Source organism: Pseudomonas saudiphocaensis, from assembly GCF_000756775.1.
Lineage (GTDB): Bacteria > Pseudomonadota > Gammaproteobacteria > Pseudomonadales > Pseudomonadaceae > Stutzerimonas > Stutzerimonas saudiphocaensis.
The window spans coordinates 1,022,245-1,044,146 of record NZ_CCSF01000001.1; the positions used below are offsets into that span (position 1 = coordinate 1,022,245).

Sequence of the window (21,902 nt, forward strand, 5' to 3'; positions counted from 1 at the left end):
CACTGGCGTCGCCGACAAAACCTACGGGTCGCCAGACACAAGCGCGAGATTATATCCACATAATCCTTTCGACGCAGCCGCCGACGACAGCCTTACCACCGCGCACCATAAATGAAACCGATTTGCCTGGATGGCTTCCAAGGAACGAACCCGTCAAGGATCATATGCAGCATTCCGTCTTTCTGGCATAACTAGCCGCTGACTACATCGACCAGGAGAACATCATGAAAATCGATATCGGTATCGCCGAGCAGGATCGCGCCGCCATTGCTGAGGGCCTGTCGCGCCTGCTGGCCGACACCTACACCCTATATTTGAAGACACACAACTTTCACTGGAACGTGACGGGGCCGATGTTCAACACCCTGCACACCATGTTCGAGACGCAATACACCGAGCTGGCACTAGCCGTGGATGATATCGCCGAGCGCATCCGCGCCCTTGGCTTCCCCGCTCCCGGCACCTATGCCGAATACGCCAAGCTGTCCTCGATCAAGGAGCAGGAAGGCGTCCCTGCTGCCGAAGACATGATCCGCCTGCTGGTGGAAGGCCAGGAAGCGGTCGTACGCACTGCACGGGGCATCTTCCCGCTGCTTGAGAAAGTCAGCGACGAACCGACTGCGGATCTGCTGACCCAGCGTATGCAGGTGCACGAAAAAACCGCTTGGATGCTGCGCAGCCTGCTGGCTGCCTGAGTCAAGGTCACGCCCCTCCTGGACAGTTGCGCAAGCGGCTGTCCAGAGCCCCACCATAGCCTCCCGACTTCGATCCTCCGCCAACGCCTCCCCGCCTAATACTCCCGCTCCGCCTGACACACGATTTGAGCAGCGCCCACCTTTACTGTTAAATACGCCCGCGCCGCAGCCTGGGCACTTCAACCGGGCAAGATTCGTCTATCCATTACCGCCGTTGCCCATCTGCAGACGCTTTTTTCTACCGCGTTATTCAACTGTGAGTCATAACAATGCTTAAGATCGTTCATGTATTGACGGGCGTTGCCGCCCTTGTTCTGTCATTCGTCCCTTCACTCTCCGGCGGTTTGTCACCCCTGGTTCAACCCGAAGCGCTTTGCCTGCTGCTGTTAGGTCTGCTGAACGCTCAGTTCGCCTGCTTCACTCAGCCACGCAACGGCCATCACCATCGCCCGATGATGATTGCCGTATCCGCTCTACTGATTGCTGCGGCCGTTATTCAGGCACTGGTACTGCTGATCCCGATAGTCGCCATCGCCGGCCTGCCGGCAACGCTCGCCAGCCTGCTGCTGGCCGTTGTCGCTGTGGTGCTGCATCTGGCCACCGCCCAGAGCGGGCAAGCACGACCTGCTCATCGTGGCGCACCCACGACTCCACGGAGCAAAAGCGCTCCCGTGAACACTGCCGCCCCTTCCGCCGGTCGCGAGACCGGGACAGTCAAGTGGTTCAACACTTCCAAGGGTTTCGGCTTTATTTCCCGCGATAGCGGTGATGACGTGTTCGTCCACTTCCGCGCCATTCGCGGCGATGGCCATCGCATTCTTGTAGAAGGCCAACGCGTGGAGTTCACCATCATGATGCGCGACAAAGGTCTTCAGGCTGAAGATGTGGTGCAGACCAACCACTGACCTGCACCTTTGCCAACCTCCGCCACAAGGTCGTCAGTAATGTGGCGGAGGCGCTTCATCCCCCTCCACTCCGATACCGCTTTGCATGTCTTCCTGGCGCCTGGCCAGAATCTTTAGCTGAGCCTGCAGCCGATCGATAGCAGCCTGCTGCGCAACCAACACATCGTTCAGTGCCTGAATCGTATCGTCCTGGAAAGCCAGGCGAGTTTCGAGATCGGCGATACGCTGTTCCAGCTCCATCTCACTGCTCCGCAAAACGAAAATCATCGGTCAGCACAAGCTTGAGCTTCTGCCGAATGGCCTCGACCTGCTCGTCAGTGTAGGGCTGCGCAGGCCGATGCCCCCATACCGGCGCAGGCCAGGCGGCATCGCCCCGCCGACGAGCGATGACGTGCATGTGCAGCTGGCTTACGACATTTCCTAACGTCGCGACATTCATCTTGTCTGCGCCAAAGGTATCTTTCAGCTTTTCAGCCAATGCGGTCGTTTCGCGCCAGAGCAATTGCTGGTCGGCGCTATCAAGCTGAAACAGCTCACTCACCTCTTCGCGGCGCGGCACGAGGATGAACCAGGGATAGCTGGAGTCATTCATCAACAACAGCCTGCACAACGGAAAGTCCCCCAACAACAGAGTGTCCTGCTCTAAGCGTGAATCAAGAACGAACATAACCGCACTCCTGTTCAAATCGGGTTCTCAACGCAGCTCCCAGGCTACGTTTAAACAATCATGTGAAGAATACTCCACGGGGCGCTATAGCGGCGCGCACCAGATCGGCACACGGATGGCTCAAAAACGCTCCGCTTTGGCGCGATCAGAGGATGGACGACAGCGCTTGTAAGGCACAAAATCCGTCCTTGTGATTTTGTGCATGGTTATTGCTTTGAGTCATTAAAGACTTAAATCGGAAAGGAGAAAGGAAGAACCTCTGGGTTAAGCTTGCTGTCAGCGCTTTCCCCAGCTAAACCATAGCTTTAAGGAAATGTGTTCCGGCTCTGCCTAAGCTACATCGGCAGGTGCAAACAAGGATCGACCTAAGAGTAAAAATAAGATGCCTTCTTCCTCTCAGGAAGCAGGGCCAGTTTGAAACCGAGGAGCAATCACAATGAGCGTGATGAAGTGGAGCGTCATCGCCCTGGCAGTCGCCGCGGGCACATCCCAAATGGCTTTCGCCAGCCAGCAATCCGAATCCAAGGGATTCGTCGAAGATGCGAAGCTGGATCTGTTGCTGCGCAATGCCTATTTCCACCGCGACCACAAGGATGGAGTTCAAGACCAGTCTCGCTGGGGTCAAGGCTTTATTGCCACCTTCGAGTCCGGCTTCACCCAAGGCACTATCGGGGTCGGAGTAGATGCTTACGGCCTGTTGGGCGTTAAGTTGGACACCGGCAAGAGCCGTGAAGATGGCGGCATCGCGTTCTTTGGCACGGATAGCAGCGGCAAAACACAAGATGATCTGTCGGAGGCAGGCGTAGCGATTAAGTTTCGTGCCTCCAACACCGTACTGAAATACGGCGATCAAATGCCATCATTGCCTGTTCTGGCTCATGACACCACCCGACTCCTGCCACAAACCTTCACAGGTACTTTGATCACCAGCCATGAGATAGAAGGACTGGAGCTCAATGTCGGCCGCTTCACTGGCCAGAACAACCTAACCGAGACCGCTCATGATAATGGCCGCCTAAAGTCCATTGACGTACTCGGCGGCACCTATAGCTTTACAGACAACCTCAGCGCCTCGCTGTATTTCTCCGATATTAAAGATGTCGCAGAGAAGAAATACGCTAATGTGAACTACATCTTCCCGCTCTCGGATTCACAATCCTTGGGCTTTGATTTCAACATTTACAAAAGCGATTACGACAGCGAGTTCACCGGCACCGGCAAGGATGAAGACAACACCATTTGGAGCCTGGCAGCCACGTACAGCGTTGGCGGGCACTCGTTTATCGTAGCCCACCAGCGCTCCCACGGTGGCTTTAACTACGTTGACGATGAGGGCAATATCCAGCAGGTTGGTTACGCTTACGACATCGGTGATGGCGGCAACGGTATTTACCTGGCCAACTCTTTCCTTTCCGACTTCAACGGAAAGGACGAGCGCTCCTGGCAGGCCAGCTATGAGCTGGACTTCAGCGAATACGGTGTTCCTGGGCTTGCTTGGAAAACTGCCTACATTCGAGGAACCAATATCGATACGGGTATGGGCGACGCGAGTGAGCGGGAAATCTTCAACCAGGTCTCCTACGTAGTGCAGGATGGCCCAGCCAAGGACCTTTCTCTGAAGCTACGCAACTCGATTCTCAGAACCAGCAACACTTACTGGAACGACATGAACGAAATTCGTGTCTTCGTCGAATACCCACTGAGCATCCTGTAACTCAGGTTATCTCAGGCTATTCGAAGTAAAACGGAGCCCGGCGAAAGCCGGGCTCTTTCGTTTCCAGCAACAGCCTTAGCCAGCGCCCTGCCGCTCCTGTACGACGCCTCCCCTGCGCCGTACAATGCTCGGCCAAATTCACGCTCTTGCAAGGACATATCGGCCCCCATGCGCACCAGTCAGTTCCTGCTTTCGACCCTGAAAGAAACTCCATCCGATGCCGTGGTCATCAGCCACCAGCTGATGTTGCGTGCCGGCATGATCCGCCGACTGGCCTCGGGTCTGTATACCTGGATGCCCATGGGCCTGCGCGCACTGCGCAAGGCAGAAGCCATCGTACGTGACGAGATGAACAAGGCCGGCGCTCTGGAAGTGCTGATGCCCGCCATCCAGCCTGCTGAGCTTTGGCAGGAGTCCGGTCGCTGGGAAGAGTACGGCCCTGAGCTGCTGCGCCTCAAGGATCGCCACGACCGCGAATTCTGTGTCGGCCCAACCCACGAGGAAGTCATCACCGATCTGGCCCGCAACGAGCTTAATAGCTACAAGCAGCTGCCGATCAACTTCTTCCAGATTCAGACCAAATTCCGCGACGAGATCCGCCCGCGCTTTGGCCTGATGCGCGGCCGCGAATTCCTGATGAAGGACGCCTACTCCTTCCATCTCGACCAGGAATCCCTGCAGCAGACCTATGACCGGATGCATCAGGCCTACTGCAATATCTTCACCCGTCTGGGTCTGAACTTCCGCCCAGTGCAGGCCGATACCGGTTCCATCGGCGGTACCGGCTCCCATGAATTCCACGTGCTGGCCGAGTCAGGCGAGGACGATATCGCATTTAGCGACAGCTCCGATTACGCAGCCAATATCGAAAAGGCCGAGGCGATTCCACGCGAGACAGAGCGTGGTGCAGCCACTGAAGAACTGCGCCTGGTCGATACGCCCAACACCCGCACCATCACCGACCTGGTCGAGCAATTCCAGCTCGCCATCGAGAAAACCATCAAGACCCTGGTGGTCCATGGCTCCGAAGAAGGCCAACTGGTGGCCCTGATCGTCCGTGGCGATCATGAGCTGAACGAGATCAAGGCGGCCAACCTGGCCCAGGTAGCAAACCCTCTGGTGTTCGCTAGCGAAGCCGAAATCCGCTCTGTCATCGGTGCCGGTCCTGGCTCGCTGGGCCCGCTGAACATGCCGATCACCTGCATCATCGACCGTTCCGTGGCGCTGATGAGCGATTTCGCCGCCGGCGCTAACCAGGACGACAAGCACTACTTCGGCCTCAACTGGGAACGCGACCTGCCGTTGCCGGAAATCGCCGACCTGCGCAACGTGGTGGCTGGCGACCCAAGCCCGGACGGCCAAGGCACGCTGGTGATCAAGCGCGGCATCGAGGTTGGACATATCTTCCAGCTTGGCACCAAGTACAGCCAGGCCATGAACTGCAGTGTCATGGGTGAGAATGGCAAGCCGGTCACCCTGACCATGGGCTGCTATGGGATCGGCGTTTCCCGGGTGGTTGCCGCTGCGATCGAGCAGAACTACGATGATCGCGGCATTCTCTGGCCGGACGCCCTGGCACCCTTCCAGATCGCGCTGGTACCAATGAAATACGAGAACGAAGCGGTTCGCGAGGCAACCGACAAGCTCTACGCCGAACTCACCGCTGCCGGCTTCGACGTTCTGCTTGATGACCGTGACAAGAAGACCAGTCCGGGCGTCAAATTCGCGGATATGGAGTTGGTCGGTATCCCACATCGCATTGTCATCGGCGATCGCGGGCTTGCTGAAGGCACCCTGGAGTACAAGCATCGCCGCGATGCCGAGAGCCAGGCCGTTGCTGTCGCCGACATCCTTGAGTTCATCAATTCGCGTGTCAGTCGCTGACGGATATCATGCTCAACCGAAGTATTCTTGCTTCAACCAGCGCCACGCTCTGCGTGGCGCTTCTGCTTGGCGGCTGCGCCAATCATCTACCGCAACGCAGCGAGCAGGAGGCTCGCACCGAGCGCAAACTGCTCGATCACAGTCTGCGCATAGAGCTCGGCGAACCTTTGTTAGAGTTGCCCCAGCGACGCATTCGGGTGGTCGACCAGAAAACCTGGGAAGTCGTTGATATCGAAGTGACGCGCCGATACGACCGCTACACGCCTTATCAGGCATGGCGCAAACTTTACGAAATGCCGTTGGGCGCCGTAGCAGTGGTCGCTGGCGTGGGCGCCAATGTGCTCAATGTCGTGATGCTCGGCAAACTGCCGGAAAGCGCTACCCGTGGCTGGATCAACTACGGCTTTGCCGGGCTCAACCCCTTTATCAACGTTGAGTCCAATGGCCGTTCGCAACAGAACCTGGCGAGCCTGGAAGAACAGCGCCAGGACGCACGCCTGGAATATTCCAGCCTGCCTTGGGCAGAGCGCCCAGTTAGGGTCATAGCCGGCACCGAGGTGCATGAACTGAATACCGATCGCAACGGTGTGCTGCGCCTGAACCTGCTCGACGGCCCTTTCACCGAGCAGAACATCAGCCTGGTCGGCAAACTGCAGCTGCAGGTCGAAGATCCACAGGACTCCACCCGCGCAGATGCCACCCTAATGGTCAGCCGCAACCTGCGCAGCAAGCTTCTCGAGGCCCACGAGCTAATTTTCGATGACCTTGAAGATGATGATGTAAGCCAGTGGGTGCACCGCGTTAAACGGCTTTCAGAGCTGGGGCTGGAAGAGGAGGCCAGCGAGCTCGAACAGAGCCTGATCGAGTTGACACACAATGACCCCGAGCTGCAGCAGTCATTTCTACACAGTCTGCTGCAGGAGGCCGGTCGCCAGGCCAGCGCCGCTGGTGAAGATGACTGATAATGATGACGCTGCGCGCTTGCCTCTCGCTGCTGCTGATCGCAATCGTGCTGCCGGCTTCGGCGAGTCTTCGTCAGGCGCCCGAGCCTGAACTGCGCGACCTCCTACAGCAAACCGTTGCCGAAGCGGAAAGCTTCCAGGACCGCTTTGATGCCGAAGTCTGGCTGGTAGACATGTCCGCTCGGCTCAAGCGTTATGTACCTGATCCCGTGGAGCGCCTGTCCTTGCTGCGCCTGGTGCACCAGGAGGCCAGCAAGGCCGGCCTCTCGCCTGAACTCGTCCTCGCACTGATTCATGCCGAAAGTCATTTCGATCGCTTCGCCATTTCCAGCGTAGGCGCTCAAGGCATGATGCAAGTCATGCCCTTCTGGAAGGCTGAGCTAGGTCGCCCGCAGGACAATCTCACCGACAACGCAACCAATCTGCGCTACGGCTGCACCATCCTCAGCTATTACCTCAAGCGCGAAAACGGTGATATCAGCCGCGCCTTGGCTCGCTACAACGGCAGCCTCGGCCAGACTCGCTATCCAAGCAAGGTCATCGGCTTTTGGCAGGACTTCTGGTACGTCAAACCCTGACAGCAAGCTTTCCGATCTTCAGGATTTGGTCTGGAAAGCTGAGGTTTCGCTTTTGCAGAAGTGACTACCTTCCTAGCCGCGCCAGATGCTCCTGTAGCCCCTCCAGGGTCTGCTCGCCAACCAACTGCTGACGCACCTTCCCTTCCCTGTCGACCAGGTAAGTCACCGGCAATACCGCGCTACGCGGCAGGTCCAGGCGCTCGGCTGGATCGAGGCTCAGCACGCGGAAAGCGATCCCCAGATCAGTTGAGGCTGCCGCCAGTTCCTCGCCTTGCAAGCCGTCGAAATTGACGCCCAATACGGTGATGTCGCCATGAGCCTTATCCAGCGCATTCAGCTCGGGAATTTCGGTGCGGCAAGGCCCGCACCATTCTGCCCAATAATTGATCACCAGCCACTGTCCATCCAGTTGCTGCGAAGTCACCTGCGCCCCGTGCTGGTCCGTCCCCCAATCCGCACCACAACCTGCCAGCACCAGGCAGGCCAGCAGGCCGAATCCCATCAGGGATTTCTTGTTCATTCTTGACTCCTCACACCACCAAACTCGGATTTAACTGCTGGTTCAGCCTGCAGCCAGACGGCAACACTACCCCCGAACAGCTTCGAGCGCTCTCCCTGCAACGCCTCCAGGGCCTGCCGCAAGGCCGGGTACCAAGGCTCATCCACATGTTCGGGTAACGTTTGATAATCGGAAACCGGCCAGGGATTGCTGCGCAGCAGCTGATCGAAGCTGTAATGATGCAGATCCCGTGACAAGACCCAGCCAGCCGCACTGGTGCGACAGACCAGGCGTTCACGCTCGAAGAACTCGAGTATTTCGTCCCATTCATCCTCGGGCAGCATCCAGCCGTTGCGATGGGCATCAGTGAGCCGTACTTCGCGGCCCGCCTGCTGATGCTGATAGAAAATCCTCAGCAGCGCCAGCATCACCAGCAAACGGGGCGCCGGCTGGCGCCGCCACTGTTGCGAAGACGACAGACCGCAGACCAGTTCAGCTCCGAACAATACGATTATCCACGACAGATAGATCCACAGCAGAAACAGCGGCACGGCGGCGAAGGCCCCGTAGATCAGCTGATAGCTTGGGAAGTAACTGACATATAAGCCGAACCCCTGTTTGGCTGCCTCGAACAGCACCGAAGTGAACAGCCCACCAACCAGCGCATGGCGCAGCGGCACTCGGGTGTTGGGAACTGCGGCATAGATCAGGGTAAAGGCAGCAACACTCAGCAGCAGCGGCATTGCCTTGAGCAGGGTGCCAGCGCCAAGCAGCGCATAGGGGCCGGATAACAGCGACAACGAAGCGATATAGGTGCTCATCGCAAACCCCGCTCCCAGCAGCAGCGGACCGAGGCTGAGAATCGCCCAGTACAAAAGAAAGCTCGACATGCCTCGGCGCGGCTGGCGCACACGCCAGATGAGATTGAAGGCCTTCTCGATGGTCAGCATCATCATCAACGCCGTAGCCATCAGGAAGCCGACGCCAAACCAGGTCAGTTGCCGTGCCTGCATGGTGAAGGCAACCAGGTATTGCTGGATGGTTGCGCCCGTGGAGGGGATGAAGTTGTTGAAAATGTACATCTGGATCTGCTCGCCCACCCCATGGAACGCCGGGATGGCCGACAGCATGGCGAAGGTGACGGTCATCAACGGCACCACCGCGAACAGCGTGGTGTAGGTCAATGCCGCCGCGCTCTGCGGCCCGCGATCAACGAGAAAGCGCTGCACCAGAAAACGGCAGAATTCCATGAAGTCGTTGATCCGCTGCTGCATTCCTTCTCCCTAGAAAGTCCCCTGTTTACGTCTTTGACAACGCAGCGCAGGCCCTGACGTTTCAAGCATCACCAGATTGAGGGTTAGAATGGCCAACTACACAGACATGAAGCAACCTCGGAAAACCTAAGCCAGCCCCATGACCGAACTCACCCTATACCACAATCCGCGCTGCTCGAAGTCACGCCAGGCCTTGGCGTTGCTCGAAGAGCGCGGTCTGCAACCGAGTATCGTCCTCTATCTAGAGACACCGCCTACGGGTGACGAACTCCAGGCGATCCTTGCCCGCTTGGGCATCGGCCCGCGGCAGCTGTTACGGACTGGCGAAGAGGAGTACCGCAGTCTCAACCTGGCCGACCCGACACTTAGCGATACGCAGCTCATCGCAGCAATGGCCGCCCATCCCCGCCTTATCGAGCGCCCGATCCTCATTGCCGGCGACAGCGCGGTGATTGGTCGGCCACCGGAGAAAGTGCTGGAGCTTCTGCCATGAGTGCGCCCTACATCCTGGTGCTCTATTACAGCCGCCACGGCGCCACGGCGGAAATGGCACGCCAGATCGCCCGCGGCGTCGAACAGGCCGGAGTGGAAGCAAAGCTACGCACTGTGCCAGCCGTATCCACCGAATGTGAGGCGGTAGCGCCGGGCATTCCCGAACAGGGCGCGATCTACGCGACGCTTGAGGACCTGAAGAACTGCGCTGGCCTGGCGCTGGGCAGCCCGACCCGTTTCGGCAACATGGCCGCCCCACTGAAATACTTCCTCGACGGCACCAGTGGCCTCTGGCTGACCGGCGAGCTGGTCGGCAAACCGGCAGGCGTCTTCACCTCCACTGCCAGCCTGCACGGCGGCCAGGAAAGCACGTTGCTCTCCATGCTGCTGCCACTGATGCACCACGGCATGCTCCTGATGGGTCTGCCGTACAGCGAAAGCTCCCTGTTGGAAACCAGCGGCGGCGGCACGCCATACGGCCCCAGCCACTTCGCCGGAGCGGACGGCAAGCGCGCATTGGATGAGCACGAGAAAACCCTGTGCCGCGCCTTTGGCGAACGCCTTGCCCGCACTGCTAACGCGCTGGAGAGCAAACGTGGCTAGAAAGAAAAAGCCGCTGCCATCCCTGGAATGGCTGAAGCCACGGGTCAAGATCAGCCGCGCAATCAGCATGGCGAGCTTCATTGGCCTCGCCGTATTGCTGCTGGTCTGGAATCTGGTATTTGCCGAGCTTTATGGGGCGCGTACCTGGGTAGTGATCAGCATTCAGCTTGTTCCACTGTTGCTGGTCGCCCCCGGGATGATTGCCGGCAGCCCACGTGCGCATGCCTGGACCTGCTTCATAGTCAATCTATACTTTATCCAGGGTGTGCTTGCTGCCATCGACCCGGCCCGGATGATCTATGGCTGGCTGGAAGCCATCATTAGCTTGACCCTGTTCATCAGCGCACTGCTTTACACCCGCTGGGGCTATCAATACGAACGAAAAGCTTCGGGCGAGAGCTAATTATCTGGCCGCCAGCTAAGCCTTTGGATCGATCTGAACAATCGACTTTCGTATAACAGCCAAAAAAGCGTGGCCCCCTAGAATGTTGCGAGCCAACAGGGCCTGCTCCCGTTCCTTCGTGACTCGACGAAACGGGAGTAGCCCTTGGGGAATGCAAGTTTGCAGGCAAGGCACCCTCATGGACTTCTAGAAGTCCGGGTGGTAAAAGAGTCGAGTTTTGGCCTTCCAGAGTGGAAGACAGCTGCACCCTGATCCTTCAGAACGCTTGATCAAGGGCGCAGGACTCGACAGACATTCATGAGACGAATTCTACGGTGACTTCATGACAACGGACTTGAACAAATACATTCGCAATGCTGCATTCCTGGATAAAGTCGTTTCCGCAGAAGAAGCTGCATCGTGGATCGAAGATGGCATGACACTGGGCATGAGTGGCTTCACTCTTTTCGGTGAGCCCAAAGAATTTCCCCGAGCACTTTCTGAGCGCGGCCAAAAAGAGAAGTTCAAGGTCAACCTCTTCACTGGCGCCTCCATGGGCCCTGCCGCTGACCAGTCCATGGCTGAAGCCGGCATCATCAACAAGCGTATCCCTTACCAGGGCAACCCGGTTCAGCGTAAGAAAATCAACGCCGGTGAAGTCCTCTACATCGACCAGCATCTGTCCCACATGGCCGAACTGATCCGCCAGGGCGTACTGCCCCAGGTCGACTACGCCATCATCGAAGCGGCAGCCATCACCGAAGACGGCCAGATCATTCCGACCGGCTCGGTAGGTAACTCGCCGATCTTCGTTCAGACCGCCAAGCACGTAATCATCGAGCTCAACACCTCTGCTCCGCGCGAATACGAAGGCATGCACGATATCTACGTGCCTGGCCCTGCTGGCGAAAATGCACGTAAAGACATCCCCGTCTACGACATCAGCACCCGCATCGGCACCGTTGGCATCCCGGTGGATCCGGCCAAGGTCCGCGGCATCGTCCTCTCCAGCCAGCCGGACATTCCTTCGCCGCTGTTCGAGCCGAACGAAGAAACTCAGAAGATCGCCGACAACCTGCTCGAATTCCTGCGTGCAGAAGTTAGGTCCGGTCGTCTGACCAACAGCCTGGCACCACTGCAGTCCGGCGTAGGCTCCGTTGCCAACGCCGTACTGAACGGCATGCGCACTTCCGAGTTCAAGGACCTGGTAGTGGCTTCCGAAGTACTGCAGGACGGCGTGTTCGATCTGATCGACGCTGGTGTGGTGAAGTTCGCCGCCGGTACCGCCTTCTCCCTGTCGAAGAAGCGCGTGGACAACCTGGCTTCCGACATGGCCAAGTACGCCGGCAAGGTGGTGTTCCGTCCGCAGGAGATATCCAACCATCCGGAAGTCATCCGCCGCCTGGGCATCATCTCCTTCAATACCGCACTGGAAGCCGACATCTACGGCAACGTGAACTCTACGCACGTCAGTGGCACCCACATGATGAACGGCATCGGCGGTTCGGGTGACTTCGCCCGTAACGCTCGCATCAGCATCTTCGTGACCACCTCGACGGCCAAGAACGGCAACGTTTCTTCCATCGTTCCGTTCGTCACCCACGTGGACCACACCAACCACGACGTGGACTGCATCATCACCGAGCAGGGCTATGCGGACCTGCGTGGCCTGGCGCCGATCGAAGCAGCCGAGCGCATCATCAACAACTGCATGCACCCGGACTACAAGCAGCAGGCTCTGGACTACCTGGAAGAAGCCAAGGCGCGCGGCGGCCACACCCCGCACGTGCTGGAAAAGGCCTTCTCCTGGCACACCCACCTGGCCGAGCACGGCACCATGAAGCTGAGCAAGTAAGCTCCGCGACATTGAAAAAGGGCCCTTCGGGGTCCTTTTTCATTTCACCTGCCCGATGAAACAGACTGCAGGCAGACGCATTCACGAACTTGCGTTTACCAGCCGAGGGTTTCCTTGAGAAAGGGAATGGTCAGCTTGCGCTGGGCCTGCAGAGAAGCCTGATCGAGGCGGTCAAGCAGCTCGAACAATGCGCTCATGCTGCGTGCGCCGCGCGTAAGGATGAAACGGCCCACATCATCCGGCAGGTTCAGCCCTCGGCGCGAGGCGCGTAGCTGTAGCGCACGCAGCTTGTCCTCGTCGGAAAGCTGCTGCAACTGGAACACCAGTGACAGGCTCAGCCGGGACTTGAGATCGGGCAGCTGCACGGCAATCTCGCGCGGCGAGGCACTGGCCGCGAGCAACAGGCGGCGCCCGGCGTCGCGCAGGCGGTTGAACAGATGGAACAGCGCCTCTTCCCACAGCGAATCACCGGCAACCGCATCCAGATCATCCAGGCACACCAGCTCGCACTGCTCAAGATTGTCCAGCAGTGCCGGGCCGTACTCAGCCACATCGGCAAGTGGCAAGTAGACGGCCCGCTCACCGCGCTGCTCGACTCGCAGACAGGCCGCCTGCAGAAGGTGGCTGCGCCCTACTCCGACATTGCCCCAGAGGTAGACCAACTCGTCCGACCAGCCAGCTTCCGGTGAGCAGATGCGCTCGACGTAGCCCATCGCCGCAGCATTGGCGCCTGGATAGAAGTTGGCGAAGGTGGCGTCGTCACGGAGACGGATGCCCAGGGGAAGCTGAATGGGTTTCATGGCTGACTTGGTGGCTCGATCGGTGCGGGGGGCTCGGCAGCGGGCTCGGCGTAAAGGTCGGAGAGTTTATAGAGATCATGCACATGTCGCAGCAGAACCATGATCACTGCCGCCACCGGCAACGCCAGCAAAACCCCAGCGAAGCCAAACAGCTGCCCTCCGGCCAGTATCGCGAAGATCACCGCCACAGGATGCAGACCGATCCGGTCGCCCACCAAGAGTGGCGTCAACAGCATGCCTTCAAGCATCTGCCCTACGGTGAACACAGCGGCAACACCCAGCAAAGGATAAGGATCAAGGCCGAACTGGAACAGCACAGCCACTATCGCCGCACCGATGCCGACCACGAAGCCCATATAGGGCACGATGCTGGCAAGCCCTGCCAGCACGCCGATCAATAACCCCAAATCGATGCCGACCAGCATCAGGCCGATGGAATACACGACGGCCAACGCCAGCATCACCAGCAGCTGGCCACGGAGGAAGGCGCCGATCACCTCGTGGCATTCGCGCATCAGGAGCATGATGGTTTCCTCGCGCCGGCGCGGCAGTAGCCCGCGCAGCTTGGCCATGATCAGATCCCAATCGCGTAGCAGGTAGAAGCACACGACCGGCACCAGCAGCAGATTTGCCAGCCAGGTCACCAATGCCAGGCTCGAGGCCGTTGCCTGGCTGATCACCACCGCCAGTACGTCCTTGGTACTGCCCAGATTGGCAGTGAATGCGCTCTTGAGCTGATCGAGACGCCAGAAGTCATCTTCCAGACCGAACTGCGCCTGCACCCATGGCAGCGCCGTAACCTGCAACCAATCGAGCCCCTGCGGTGCCAGCGCGTACAAATGCATCAGCTGTTTGCCAAGCATCGGCAACAGCACCAACAGCAGCAACATGCACAACAAGGTAAACAGCGCGAACACCACAATCACGCCCCAGGTGCGTGACAGGTTTCTGCGCTCCAGACGATCCACCAGCGGGTCACCCAGATAGGCCAGCAGTATGCCAACCAGAAATGGCGAAAGAATCGGAGAAAGCCGATAGACCAGCCAGCCAAGCAACACAAGTGCCGCCAGCCATAGCCAGCGGTTGTTATGCGTAATCGTCATATTTATGCCTTGTTCAGATAGATCGCAGGCCTGCGGCGTCATCGCAGCCGCAAGTCAGGCGTGCGCAGCGGTATACGACGAGCTAACGCCCGTCACCAGCGATAGCGCAACACTTCGCCCTGGTCGGGCTGTTGTGGCTGCTCGGAGACAGGCTGCTCTGGCTCTTCTAACGACGCGCCGGCATCCACCGGCGAGTCAGCATCCGCCGACACCTCCGTCTCTGGAAGCAGCGTTGGGGCTGCAACCTCATCGGCCGGTACTTCCTGCAGTCGCGCCAGGGCAAGCTGGGCCCGCAACTGGTCGGGACTGGCGTTGAGCTGATAGACCAGCCGATCACTTTCCACTCGTAACAAGCGTGCGCCGAAGGGCTCCAGAAGACGGTCCAGCTCGGCAAAGCGCTCAACATCGGCGCCCAGAACTTCCAAGGTAATTTCCTCGATCGCTCCAGGCTCAACCCGATAATGAGGTGCCAGGAATACGCTGACAGCTCGCATCACCGCATCGGCCAGCTCGCCGCGGTCAGTCCCCGTGGCCTTGCCCTGGGTCTGTTTGTCTGCCAGCCAGAACTTCCAGTCAGCTTCCCAACGCTCCCCGGATTTTCGCGCCCGCACTGCCAGCAGCCCGTCCGCATCGTAGCGCTCGGACAATTCTCGAAGCTCCTGCGGGTCCTTTGCTGCGAGGGTTTCGGCGGTAACGGCAAGCTGCTCGCTCAGATCAGCCAGCGGCAGCCGCAGAGGCAAACCGCGGTGCTGCGCGGCCGCTTGCAGATCGGCGGTGCCGTCGCGCGTATCACCTACCAGCTGCGAGCCCTCAACGGTTTCAGTCAGCCACCAGGCCAGAATGCCGGGACGCTCCGCCCCCCATAGCGACAGGCCTGCAGAGCGCAGCGCACGCTCGGTCGTGAGCGGATCGAAATCCACCACCACCGCGCCCTCTTCATAAACGTACTTGCTGATCAGCTGCTGAGGGTCCTGGCGCAGTTGTGCCACATTCTTATTCTGCGTATCCGTATCGCCGGTCAGGCGCAGCAGCAACGTATCGAAAGCCTGTCGCAGCGCCTCCTCGCGTTCACTCGGCTGCTGCGTGGCAACCGCCTCGCGTACCTTGTACAGATCGGGAAGCGATGCGGCCATGCCCGAAGAAGCTGCCACCAATGCGCAACAAAAGGTCAAAAGGCGGGGTATGAGATGCATGAAGTTACTCGCTGGCTGGGCAGACAGGAAAGGCACGGTGCAGCAGGCTGTAGGAATTGGCCACTACCTTAAACAGGCCCCAGTAACAGAGCAACCGCTGCGCTACAGCTTGGGCGTCAAACAACGATGGAGGCACAAAACTCATCGACCACGAATCATGCGCGGGATGGTCGCTATGCAGCAAGCCTGATAAAATCTCGCGCTTTCCGCAGACCGGTCAGGCACCACGCCAAATCGAGGCGCAGCCTCGTCCGACCTGGTCGCCCCGCATTCCCTTCACAGGTCCAGATTCTCTATGAGCAAGCAACCCTCCATCAGCTACAAGGACGCTGGCGTCGATATCGATGCGGGCGAAGCGCTGGTCGAACGCATCAAAGGTGTTGCCAAGCGCACCGCACGCCCTGAAGTCCTGGGCGGCCTCGGCGGCTTCGGCGCGCTCTGCGAAATTCCTGCCGGCTACAAGCAGCCGGTACTGGTCTCCGGCACCGACGGTGTCGGTACCAAGCTGCGTCTGGCGCTGAACCTGAACAAGCACGACAGCATCGGCCAGGACCTGGTCGCCATGTGCGTGAACGATCTGGTGGTGTGCGGCGCCGAGCCGCTGTTCTTTCTCGATTACTACGCCACCGGCAAGCTCAACGTTGATATTGCCGCCACCGTAGTCACCGGCATCGGTGCCGGTTGCGAGCTGGCTGGTTGCTCGCTGGTCGGTGGTGAGACCGCCGAGATGCCTGGCATGTATGAAGGCGAGGACTACGACCTGGCCGGCTTCTGCGTAGGCGTGGTGGAAAAGAGCGAAATCATCGATGGCAGCAAAGTCGCGGCTGGCGACGCCCTGATCGCGCTGCCCTCTTCCGGCCCGCACTCCAACGGCTATTCGCTGATCCGCAAGATCATCGAAGTCGCCGGTGCCGATATCGAGCAGGTCCAACTGGACGGCAAGCCGCTGACCGACCTGCTGATGGCCCCGACACGCATTTACGTCCAGCAGCTGCTCAAGCTGATCAAGGACACCGCCGCGGTCAAGGCCATGGCTCACATCACTGGCGGCGGCCTGCTGGACAATATCCCGCGCGTACTGCCCGAAGGCAGCCAGGCCATCATCGATATCGCCAGCTGGCAGCGCCCGGCTGTGTTCGACTGGCTGCAGCAGCAAGGCAACGTCGACGAGCATGAAATGCACCGCGTCCTCAACTGCGGCGTCGGCATGGTCATCTGCGTTGCACAGGATCAAGTCGAAGCAGTGCTTGCCAACCTCCGTGCAAGCGGTGAATCGCCGTGGGTCATCGGCGAGATCGCAGCCGCTGAGGCGGGCGCCGAGCGTGTCGTACTGAACAACCTGAAAAGCCATTGATGAGCGCACCCTGCAATGTCGTCGTGCTGATTTCCGGGTCTGGCAGCAACCTCCAGGCCCTGATCGATAGCCTCGGCGAGGACAATCCGACCTGCATCCGCGCGGTAATCTCCAATCGCGCCGAGGCGTTCGGGCTTCAGCGCGCAGGCGCCGCCGGCATTCCCACCCACGTGGTGCAACACAAGGACTTCAGTGATCGCGAGGCGTTCGACGCAGCGCTGAAAACGATCATCGACGAGTACTCCCCGCATCTGGTGCTGCTGGCGGGCTTCATGCGCATCCTGACACCTGGCTTTGTGCGTCATTATCAGGGTCGCCTGCTTAACATCCACCCATCGCTGTTGCCCAAGCACAAGGGGCTGGATACGCATCGCCGTGCTCTCGATGCCGGGGACAGCGAACACGGTTGCAGCGTGCACTTCGTCACTGAAGAGCTTGATGGCGGCCCCGTAGCCTTACAAGCCGTGTTCACCATCGGTAATGAGAACAGCATCGACGCGCTGACCAGTCGCGTGCATGCTGCCGAGCATGTCATCTACCCTTTGGCCGTTCGCTGGTTTGCCGAAGGACGCTTGCGCCTTGCCTCCGAGGGCGCGATGCTGGATGGCGTACTGCTACCGGTTACCGGCCACCTGATAAGAATCTAGGAGACTCTGAATGCGTCGCGCCCTGCTGCTTGCTCTAGCCGTACTGGCCCTGCCGGCTCACGCCCTGGACCTCAAGCCCTTCTCTGCCACCTACACGGCCGACTGGAAACAGGTGCCAGTCAGCGGCACCGCCAAGCGCAGCCTGGAAAAGCTCGACGATGGAAACTGGAGGCTCGACTTCGAAGCCTCCATGCTGGTGGCCAGCCTCAACGAGCGCAGCACCTTCAGCCTCGAAGGGGAAACCTTCCTGCCGCAAAGCTACCGTCTCAAGCGCAGCGGTCTTGGCAAAGGCAAGGCCATCAAGCACAACTTCGACTGGGAAGCCAAACAGGTCGTCGGCGAGGACCGTGGAGATCCGGTCAAGCTGCCGCTCAATCGCGGCCTGCTCGACAAGTCGACTTACCAGGTCGCGCTGCAACATGCCGTGGCAGCTGGCGAGAAGAGCATGAGCTACCAGGTCGTCGATGGCGACGAAATCGAAACCTACGACTTCCGAGTACTGGGTGAGGAACGGGTCAGCACCAAGGCCGGCCAGGTCGATGCAATCAAGGTCGAGCGCGTACGCGACCCTACGCAGAGCAAGCGCCAGACCATCCTCTGGTTTGCCACTGACTGGGACTACCTGCTGGTGCGCCTGCATCAGGTGGAAAAAGACGGCAAGGAATACCAGATCATGCTCGAAGACGGCATCGTCGCCGGTAAGGCCGTAAAGGGCGAATGATCTCATCGCGCCAGCTTGCTGGGCTGGCGCAATCCTTCTGCTTCCACGTCGAGTTTTCCCATGACCTGTCATCGCATCCTGCTGTTTGCCTTGCTGCCCCTGTTTGCCGGCTGCCAGATGCTCGGCGGGAGTGAGCGCGCTACAACCCAGCCCACTGAACGCCTGCAAGGTGTAATCAGCCAGAGCCAAGGCCAGCTGTTGCTACGTACCTGCCAGGGTCAGCGCCAATTGGAGCTTATCGATACAGCCGCAACCGGACTGCCAGACGATGCCCAGGCCCTGTTCAGCGACGGCGCGCAGAACCTTTTCGCCGATGTCCGCGGTGAACTGATTTCCCGACCTGACGGCAGCGGCCAGCTAAAGCTGACCCGTGTCTATCGCCTGCAGAACGAAGGGCATGGCTGCAGTGCCGACAATTTCCAACAGCTGATGCTGCGCGCCAGCGGCAACGAGCCGTTCTGGAGCCTGCGCATCACTCGCCAGGGCATGCTGCTCGAACGCCCTGAGCATCCTCCATTGGCACTGCCTTATCTCGAAGAGCAGTTGCCCGGGGGCCAGACCAGCTTTAGCAGCGAAGCCGACGACCAGCGCCTCAACCTCTGGGTGGCACCGCAACGCTGCGTGGACAGCGCCTCCGGAGCCGTCAGCCATCTGAGCGCCGAACTGCGGCTCAATGATGGCCAGACCCTGCTTGGCTGCGCCTACTATGGTGGTGCGCGCAACGACTGAAGGGCACTAAAAGAACGAGCTGCATTGCCATCGCTGCGTTTCTACAAGCACCCTTGCGATTATTTCCCGACGTCTCGAAGACACAAAATGAATGACGCCCTGAACCTGCTGCAGCCCTACCCCTTCGAAAAACTCCGCGCCCTGCTTACAGATGCCCAGCCGCCCAGCGACAAGCGCCCCATAGCGCTATCCATCGGCGAGCCGAAACATCAGTCACCGGACTTCGTCGCCAAGGCACTGGCAGACAATCTCGATCAACTGTCCGTGTATCCGACTACCCTGGGCATTCCCGCCTTGCGTGAAGCCATCGCCGGTTGGTGCGAGCGTCGCTTTGGCCTGAACCAGGGTGCCGTCGACCCGGCGCAGCATGTGTTGCCGGTCAACGGCACCCGTGAGGCGCTGTTCTCCTTTACCCAGGCCATGGTCAACCGGCTGCCCGATGCATTGGTGCTCAGCCCCAACCCGTTCTATCAGATCTATGAAGGCGCCACGCTGCTGGCCGGTGCCACACCGCATTACCTGCCGTGTACGGCAGAGAACGGTTTCAATCCGGATTTTGACCGGGTTAGCGAAGATATCTGGAAGCGCACGCAAATCCTGTTCCTCTGCTCTCCCGGCAACCCCACCGGCGCGCTGGTGCCACTGGAAACGCTGAAGAAGCTGATCGCTCTGGCTGACGAACACGACTTCATCATCGCCGCCGACGAATGCTACAGCGAACTCTACTTTGATGAAGATCAGCCACCACCCGGGCTCCTGACTGCCTGCGCTGCCCTGGGTCGCAACGATTTCAAGCGCTGCGTGGTTTTCCACAGCCTGTCCAAACGCTCCAACCTGCCGGGACTGCGCTCTGGTTTTGTCGCCGGCGATGCGCGGGTGCTCAAGGCTTTTCTGCTCTACCGCACCTACCACGGCTGCGCCATGTCGGTACCGACCCAGCTGGCAAGCATCGCTGCCTGGAAGGACGAAAGCCATGTCCGTGCCAACCGGGACATGTATCGGGAAAAGTTTGCTGCGGTGCTGGATATCCTCGCGCCGGTCATGGATGTGCAGCTTCCTGACGGCGGTTTCTATCTATGGCCGAAGACGCCCATCGACGATCAGCGCTTTACCCGCGAGCTCTATGCGCATGAACACGTCACCCTGGTGCCGGGCTCCTATCTGTCTCGCGAAGTCGATGGCTTCAATCCTGGCGCCAGCCGTGTACGCCTGGCCCTGGTCGCTCCCCTGGCCGACTGCATCGAAGCCGCCGAGCGGATTCGCGCGTTCATTCTTTCCCTGGAAAGCTGAAGAGCTGGTCTAACAAAACCCAGGCAAAAAAAACGGGAGCCGAGGCTCCCGTTTTTATTCAGCGCAGACTCAGCGCGGGAAAGCGGGCGGGTTGACCCCAGCCATGTCTTCCATCACGCGTACGACCTGGCAGCTGTAGCCGAACTCGTTGTCGTACCAGACGTAGAGCACGACGCGGTTGTCGCTGCAGATGGTCGCCTCGGCATCGACAACACCGGCATGGCGCGAGCCGACGAAGTCGGTGGAAACCACTTCCTGCGAGTTGACGAAGTCGATCTGCTTTTGCAGGTCCGAGTGCATGGCCATCTGGCGCAGGTACTCGTTGATCTCGTCGCGGGTGGTGGCCTTCTCCAGGTTCAGGTTGAGGATGGCCATGGAGACGTTGGGCGTCGGTACGCGAATGGCGTTGCCGGTCAGCTTGCCTTTCAGTACCGGAAGCGCCTTGGCGGCGGCGGTGGCAGCGCCAGTTTCGGTGATGACCATGTTCAGCGCCGCACTGCGGCCACGACGGCTGCCCTTGTGGAAGTTGTCGATCAGGTTCTGGTCGTTGGTGTACGAGTGAACGGTCTCGACGTGTCCGTTGACGATGCCGTACTCATCATTCACTGCCTTGAGCACCGGCACGATGGCGTTGGTGGTGCAGGAAGCGGCGGAGATGATCTTGTCGTCAGCGGTGATCTCGCCATGGTTGATGCCGTGCACGATGTTCTTCAGCTCGCCCTTGCCAGGTGCGGTAAGGACGACGCGGGCAACACCCGGGCACTTGAGGTGCTGGCCGAGACCTTCAGCATCACGCCACTTGCCGGTGTTATCCACCAGCAGCGCGTTCTCGATGCCGTACTGGGTGTAGTCCACGGAGGCCGGATCGTTGGAGTAGATCACCTGAATCAGGTTGCCATTGGCGGTGATGGTGTTGTTCTCGGCATCGATATGAATGGTGCCATCGAAAGGACCGTGTACCGAGTCGCGGCGCAGCAGGCTGGCGCGTTTCTCCAGATCGTTGTCAGCTCCCTTGCGCACAACGATGGCACGCAGGCGCAGGCCGTCGCCGCCACCGGTCTTCTCGATCAGGATGCGGGCCAGCAGGCGACCGATACGGCCAAAGCCGTAGAGCACCACGTCGGTGCCTTTGTGGCCGGAGACCGTAGTGCGCTTGCCAGCGACTTCGGCCAGCTCGTCACGGACGAACTGATCAAGCGTACGGCCATTACCTTCAGCCTTGAACTTGCCCACGAGCTTGCCCAGGTCCACCGAAGCGGCGCCCAGGTTCATGTCGGTCATGGTGGTCAGGATCTGGTGGGTTTCATGGACGGACAGTTCCGCCGCATCGGCCTGGCGATGGCGAGCGAAGCGGTGCGCCTTGAGAATGGCGATCGTCGAGCGGTTGATCAGGCCACGGCCATAGATGGAGGTAACCACGTTGTTGTTGCGGTACAGCTGGCCAATCAGCGGAATCATTGCTTCGGCGAGCGCTTCGCGGTCAATCCATTCACCAAGACACTGGTCGGGCTTCTGAGTCACGGGCAGTTCCTTCCAACATGTAGGGGCTGAGAAA

General features: G+C 59.5%; 23 protein-coding genes. 15 read left to right on the forward strand and 8 right to left on the reverse strand.

Going from position 1 to position 21,902, the window contains the following annotated elements; translation table 11 throughout:
- Positions 1-224 precede the first annotated feature (224 nt).
- Positions 225-695 (forward strand): Dps family protein, encoded by a 471-nt coding sequence (locus tag BN1079_RS04870; protein ID WP_037022747.1) that lies wholly within the window; start codon positions 225-227, stop codon positions 693-695.
- A 269-nt stretch (positions 696-964) separates the two neighbouring features.
- Positions 965-1,600: a cold-shock protein gene (locus BN1079_RS17870; RefSeq protein ID WP_037022748.1), complete on the forward strand. Its 636-nt coding sequence runs from the start codon at positions 965-967 to the stop codon at positions 1,598-1,600.
- A 33-nt stretch (positions 1,601-1,633) separates the two neighbouring features.
- Here BN1079_RS17870 and BN1079_RS04880 read toward each other — a convergent pair whose 3' ends face one another.
- The gene (locus BN1079_RS04880) at positions 1,634-1,840 is read right to left on the reverse strand and encodes a SlyX family protein (protein WP_037022749.1); all 207 of its coding nucleotides are present in this window, start codon (positions 1,838-1,840) and stop codon (positions 1,634-1,636) included.
- Between the two features lies 1 nt (position 1,841).
- Positions 1,842-2,267 (reverse strand): HIT family protein, encoded by a 426-nt coding sequence (locus tag BN1079_RS04885; protein WP_037022750.1) that lies wholly within the window; start codon positions 2,265-2,267, stop codon positions 1,842-1,844.
- 436 nt (positions 2,268-2,703) lie between these two features.
- Here BN1079_RS04885 and BN1079_RS04890 point away from each other — a divergent pair, with 436 nt between their 5' ends.
- The 4 genes from BN1079_RS04890 (at position 2,704) to BN1079_RS04905 (ending at position 7,405) form a co-directional block, all read left to right on the forward strand.
- A complete protein-coding gene (locus BN1079_RS04890) occupies positions 2,704-3,981 on the forward strand; it encodes an OprD family porin (protein WP_037022753.1) in 1,278 nt (425 codons plus the stop codon).
- A 168-nt stretch (positions 3,982-4,149) separates the two neighbouring features.
- Positions 4,150-5,865 carry a proline--tRNA ligase gene (locus tag BN1079_RS04895; RefSeq protein WP_037022754.1) on the forward strand — a complete coding sequence of 572 codons (1,716 nt, stop codon included), beginning with the start codon at positions 4,150-4,152 and terminating at the stop codon, positions 5,863-5,865.
- An 8-nt stretch (positions 5,866-5,873) separates the two neighbouring features.
- Complete coding sequence (locus tag BN1079_RS04900; RefSeq protein ID WP_037022755.1) at positions 5,874-6,827, forward strand: hypothetical protein; 954 nt, start codon at positions 5,874-5,876, stop codon at positions 6,825-6,827.
- Positions 6,828-6,832: 5 nt separating this feature from the next.
- Positions 6,833-7,405 carry a transglycosylase SLT domain-containing protein gene (locus BN1079_RS04905; RefSeq protein ID WP_037026624.1) on the forward strand — a complete coding sequence of 191 codons (573 nt, stop codon included), beginning with the start codon at positions 6,833-6,835 and terminating at the stop codon, positions 7,403-7,405.
- 64 nt (positions 7,406-7,469) lie between these two features.
- Here the strand turns inward: BN1079_RS04905 and BN1079_RS04910 are convergent, their stop codons facing one another.
- Complete coding sequence (locus BN1079_RS04910; protein WP_037022756.1) at positions 7,470-7,925, reverse strand: TlpA disulfide reductase family protein; 456 nt, start codon at positions 7,923-7,925, stop codon at positions 7,470-7,472.
- Positions 7,922-9,178 (reverse strand): virulence factor BrkB family protein, encoded by a 1,257-nt coding sequence (locus BN1079_RS04915; RefSeq protein ID WP_052114429.1) that lies wholly within the window; start codon positions 9,176-9,178, stop codon positions 7,922-7,924. Before BN1079_RS04915 ends, BN1079_RS04910 begins: the two co-directional genes overlap by 4 nt.
- Positions 9,179-9,317: 139 nt before the next feature.
- On the opposite strand from BN1079_RS04915, the gene arsC reads away from it, so the two are divergent.
- The 4 genes from arsC to BN1079_RS04935 all read left to right on the forward strand — a co-directional run bounded on the left by arsC (position 9,318) and on the right by BN1079_RS04935 (position 12,510).
- Positions 9,318-9,671, forward strand: a complete 354-nt coding sequence (gene arsC, locus BN1079_RS04920) for an arsenate reductase (glutaredoxin) (RefSeq protein ID WP_037022758.1) — start codon at positions 9,318-9,320, stop codon at positions 9,669-9,671.
- A complete protein-coding gene (gene wrbA, locus BN1079_RS04925; protein ID WP_037022760.1) occupies positions 9,668-10,273 on the forward strand; it encodes an NAD(P)H:quinone oxidoreductase in 606 nt (201 codons plus the stop codon). The genes arsC and wrbA overlap by 4 nt, the downstream gene beginning before the upstream one ends.
- A complete protein-coding gene (locus tag BN1079_RS04930; RefSeq protein ID WP_037022761.1) occupies positions 10,266-10,676 on the forward strand; it encodes a DUF2069 domain-containing protein in 411 nt (136 codons plus the stop codon). Before wrbA ends, BN1079_RS04930 begins: the two co-directional genes overlap by 8 nt.
- A gap of 322 nt (positions 10,677-10,998) precedes the next feature.
- Positions 10,999-12,510, forward strand: a complete 1,512-nt coding sequence (locus BN1079_RS04935) for a succinate CoA transferase (RefSeq protein ID WP_037022763.1) — start codon at positions 10,999-11,001, stop codon at positions 12,508-12,510.
- Positions 12,511-12,605: 95 nt separating this feature from the next.
- Here the strand turns inward: BN1079_RS04935 and hda are convergent, their stop codons facing one another.
- From hda to BN1079_RS04950, 3 genes are all read right to left on the reverse strand, one after another.
- Positions 12,606-13,310, reverse strand: a complete 705-nt coding sequence (gene hda, locus BN1079_RS04940; protein WP_037022764.1) for a DnaA regulatory inactivator Hda — start codon at positions 13,308-13,310, stop codon at positions 12,606-12,608.
- Positions 13,307-14,413, reverse strand: coding sequence for an AI-2E family transporter (locus tag BN1079_RS04945; protein WP_037022766.1), 1,107 nt, complete (start codon positions 14,411-14,413; stop codon positions 13,307-13,309). The genes hda and BN1079_RS04945 overlap by 4 nt, the downstream gene beginning before the upstream one ends.
- A gap of 92 nt (positions 14,414-14,505) precedes the next feature.
- Positions 14,506-15,606, reverse strand: a complete 1,101-nt coding sequence (locus BN1079_RS04950) for a DUF2066 domain-containing protein (protein WP_037022768.1) — start codon at positions 15,604-15,606, stop codon at positions 14,506-14,508.
- A gap of 295 nt (positions 15,607-15,901) precedes the next feature.
- On the opposite strand from BN1079_RS04950, the gene purM reads away from it, so the two are divergent.
- The 5 genes from purM to dapC all read left to right on the forward strand — a co-directional run bounded on the left by purM (position 15,902) and on the right by dapC (position 20,347).
- A complete protein-coding gene (purM, locus tag BN1079_RS04955; protein ID WP_037022770.1) occupies positions 15,902-16,960 on the forward strand; it encodes a phosphoribosylformylglycinamidine cyclo-ligase in 1,059 nt (352 codons plus the stop codon).
- Entirely contained in the window at positions 16,960-17,607 is a 648-nt protein-coding gene (gene purN, locus BN1079_RS04960) for a phosphoribosylglycinamide formyltransferase (protein ID WP_037022771.1), read from the forward strand. Before purM ends, purN begins: the two co-directional genes overlap by 1 nt.
- A 10-nt stretch (positions 17,608-17,617) precedes the next feature.
- Complete coding sequence (locus tag BN1079_RS04965; RefSeq protein WP_037022772.1) at positions 17,618-18,328, forward strand: DUF3108 domain-containing protein; 711 nt, start codon at positions 17,618-17,620, stop codon at positions 18,326-18,328.
- A 60-nt stretch (positions 18,329-18,388) separates the two neighbouring features.
- Complete coding sequence (locus BN1079_RS04970; RefSeq protein ID WP_037022774.1) at positions 18,389-19,057, forward strand: COG3650 family protein; 669 nt, start codon at positions 18,389-18,391, stop codon at positions 19,055-19,057.
- An 87-nt stretch (positions 19,058-19,144) separates the two neighbouring features.
- Positions 19,145-20,347, forward strand: a complete 1,203-nt coding sequence (gene dapC / locus BN1079_RS04975) for a succinyldiaminopimelate transaminase (protein WP_037022776.1) — start codon at positions 19,145-19,147, stop codon at positions 20,345-20,347.
- A gap of 69 nt (positions 20,348-20,416) precedes the next feature.
- Here the strand turns inward: dapC and BN1079_RS04980 are convergent, their stop codons facing one another.
- On the reverse strand, positions 20,417-21,868 hold the full coding sequence (locus BN1079_RS04980) for a glyceraldehyde-3-phosphate dehydrogenase (protein ID WP_037022778.1): 1,452 nt from the start codon (positions 21,866-21,868) through the stop codon (positions 20,417-20,419).
- Positions 21,869-21,902: the final 34 nt, after the last annotated feature.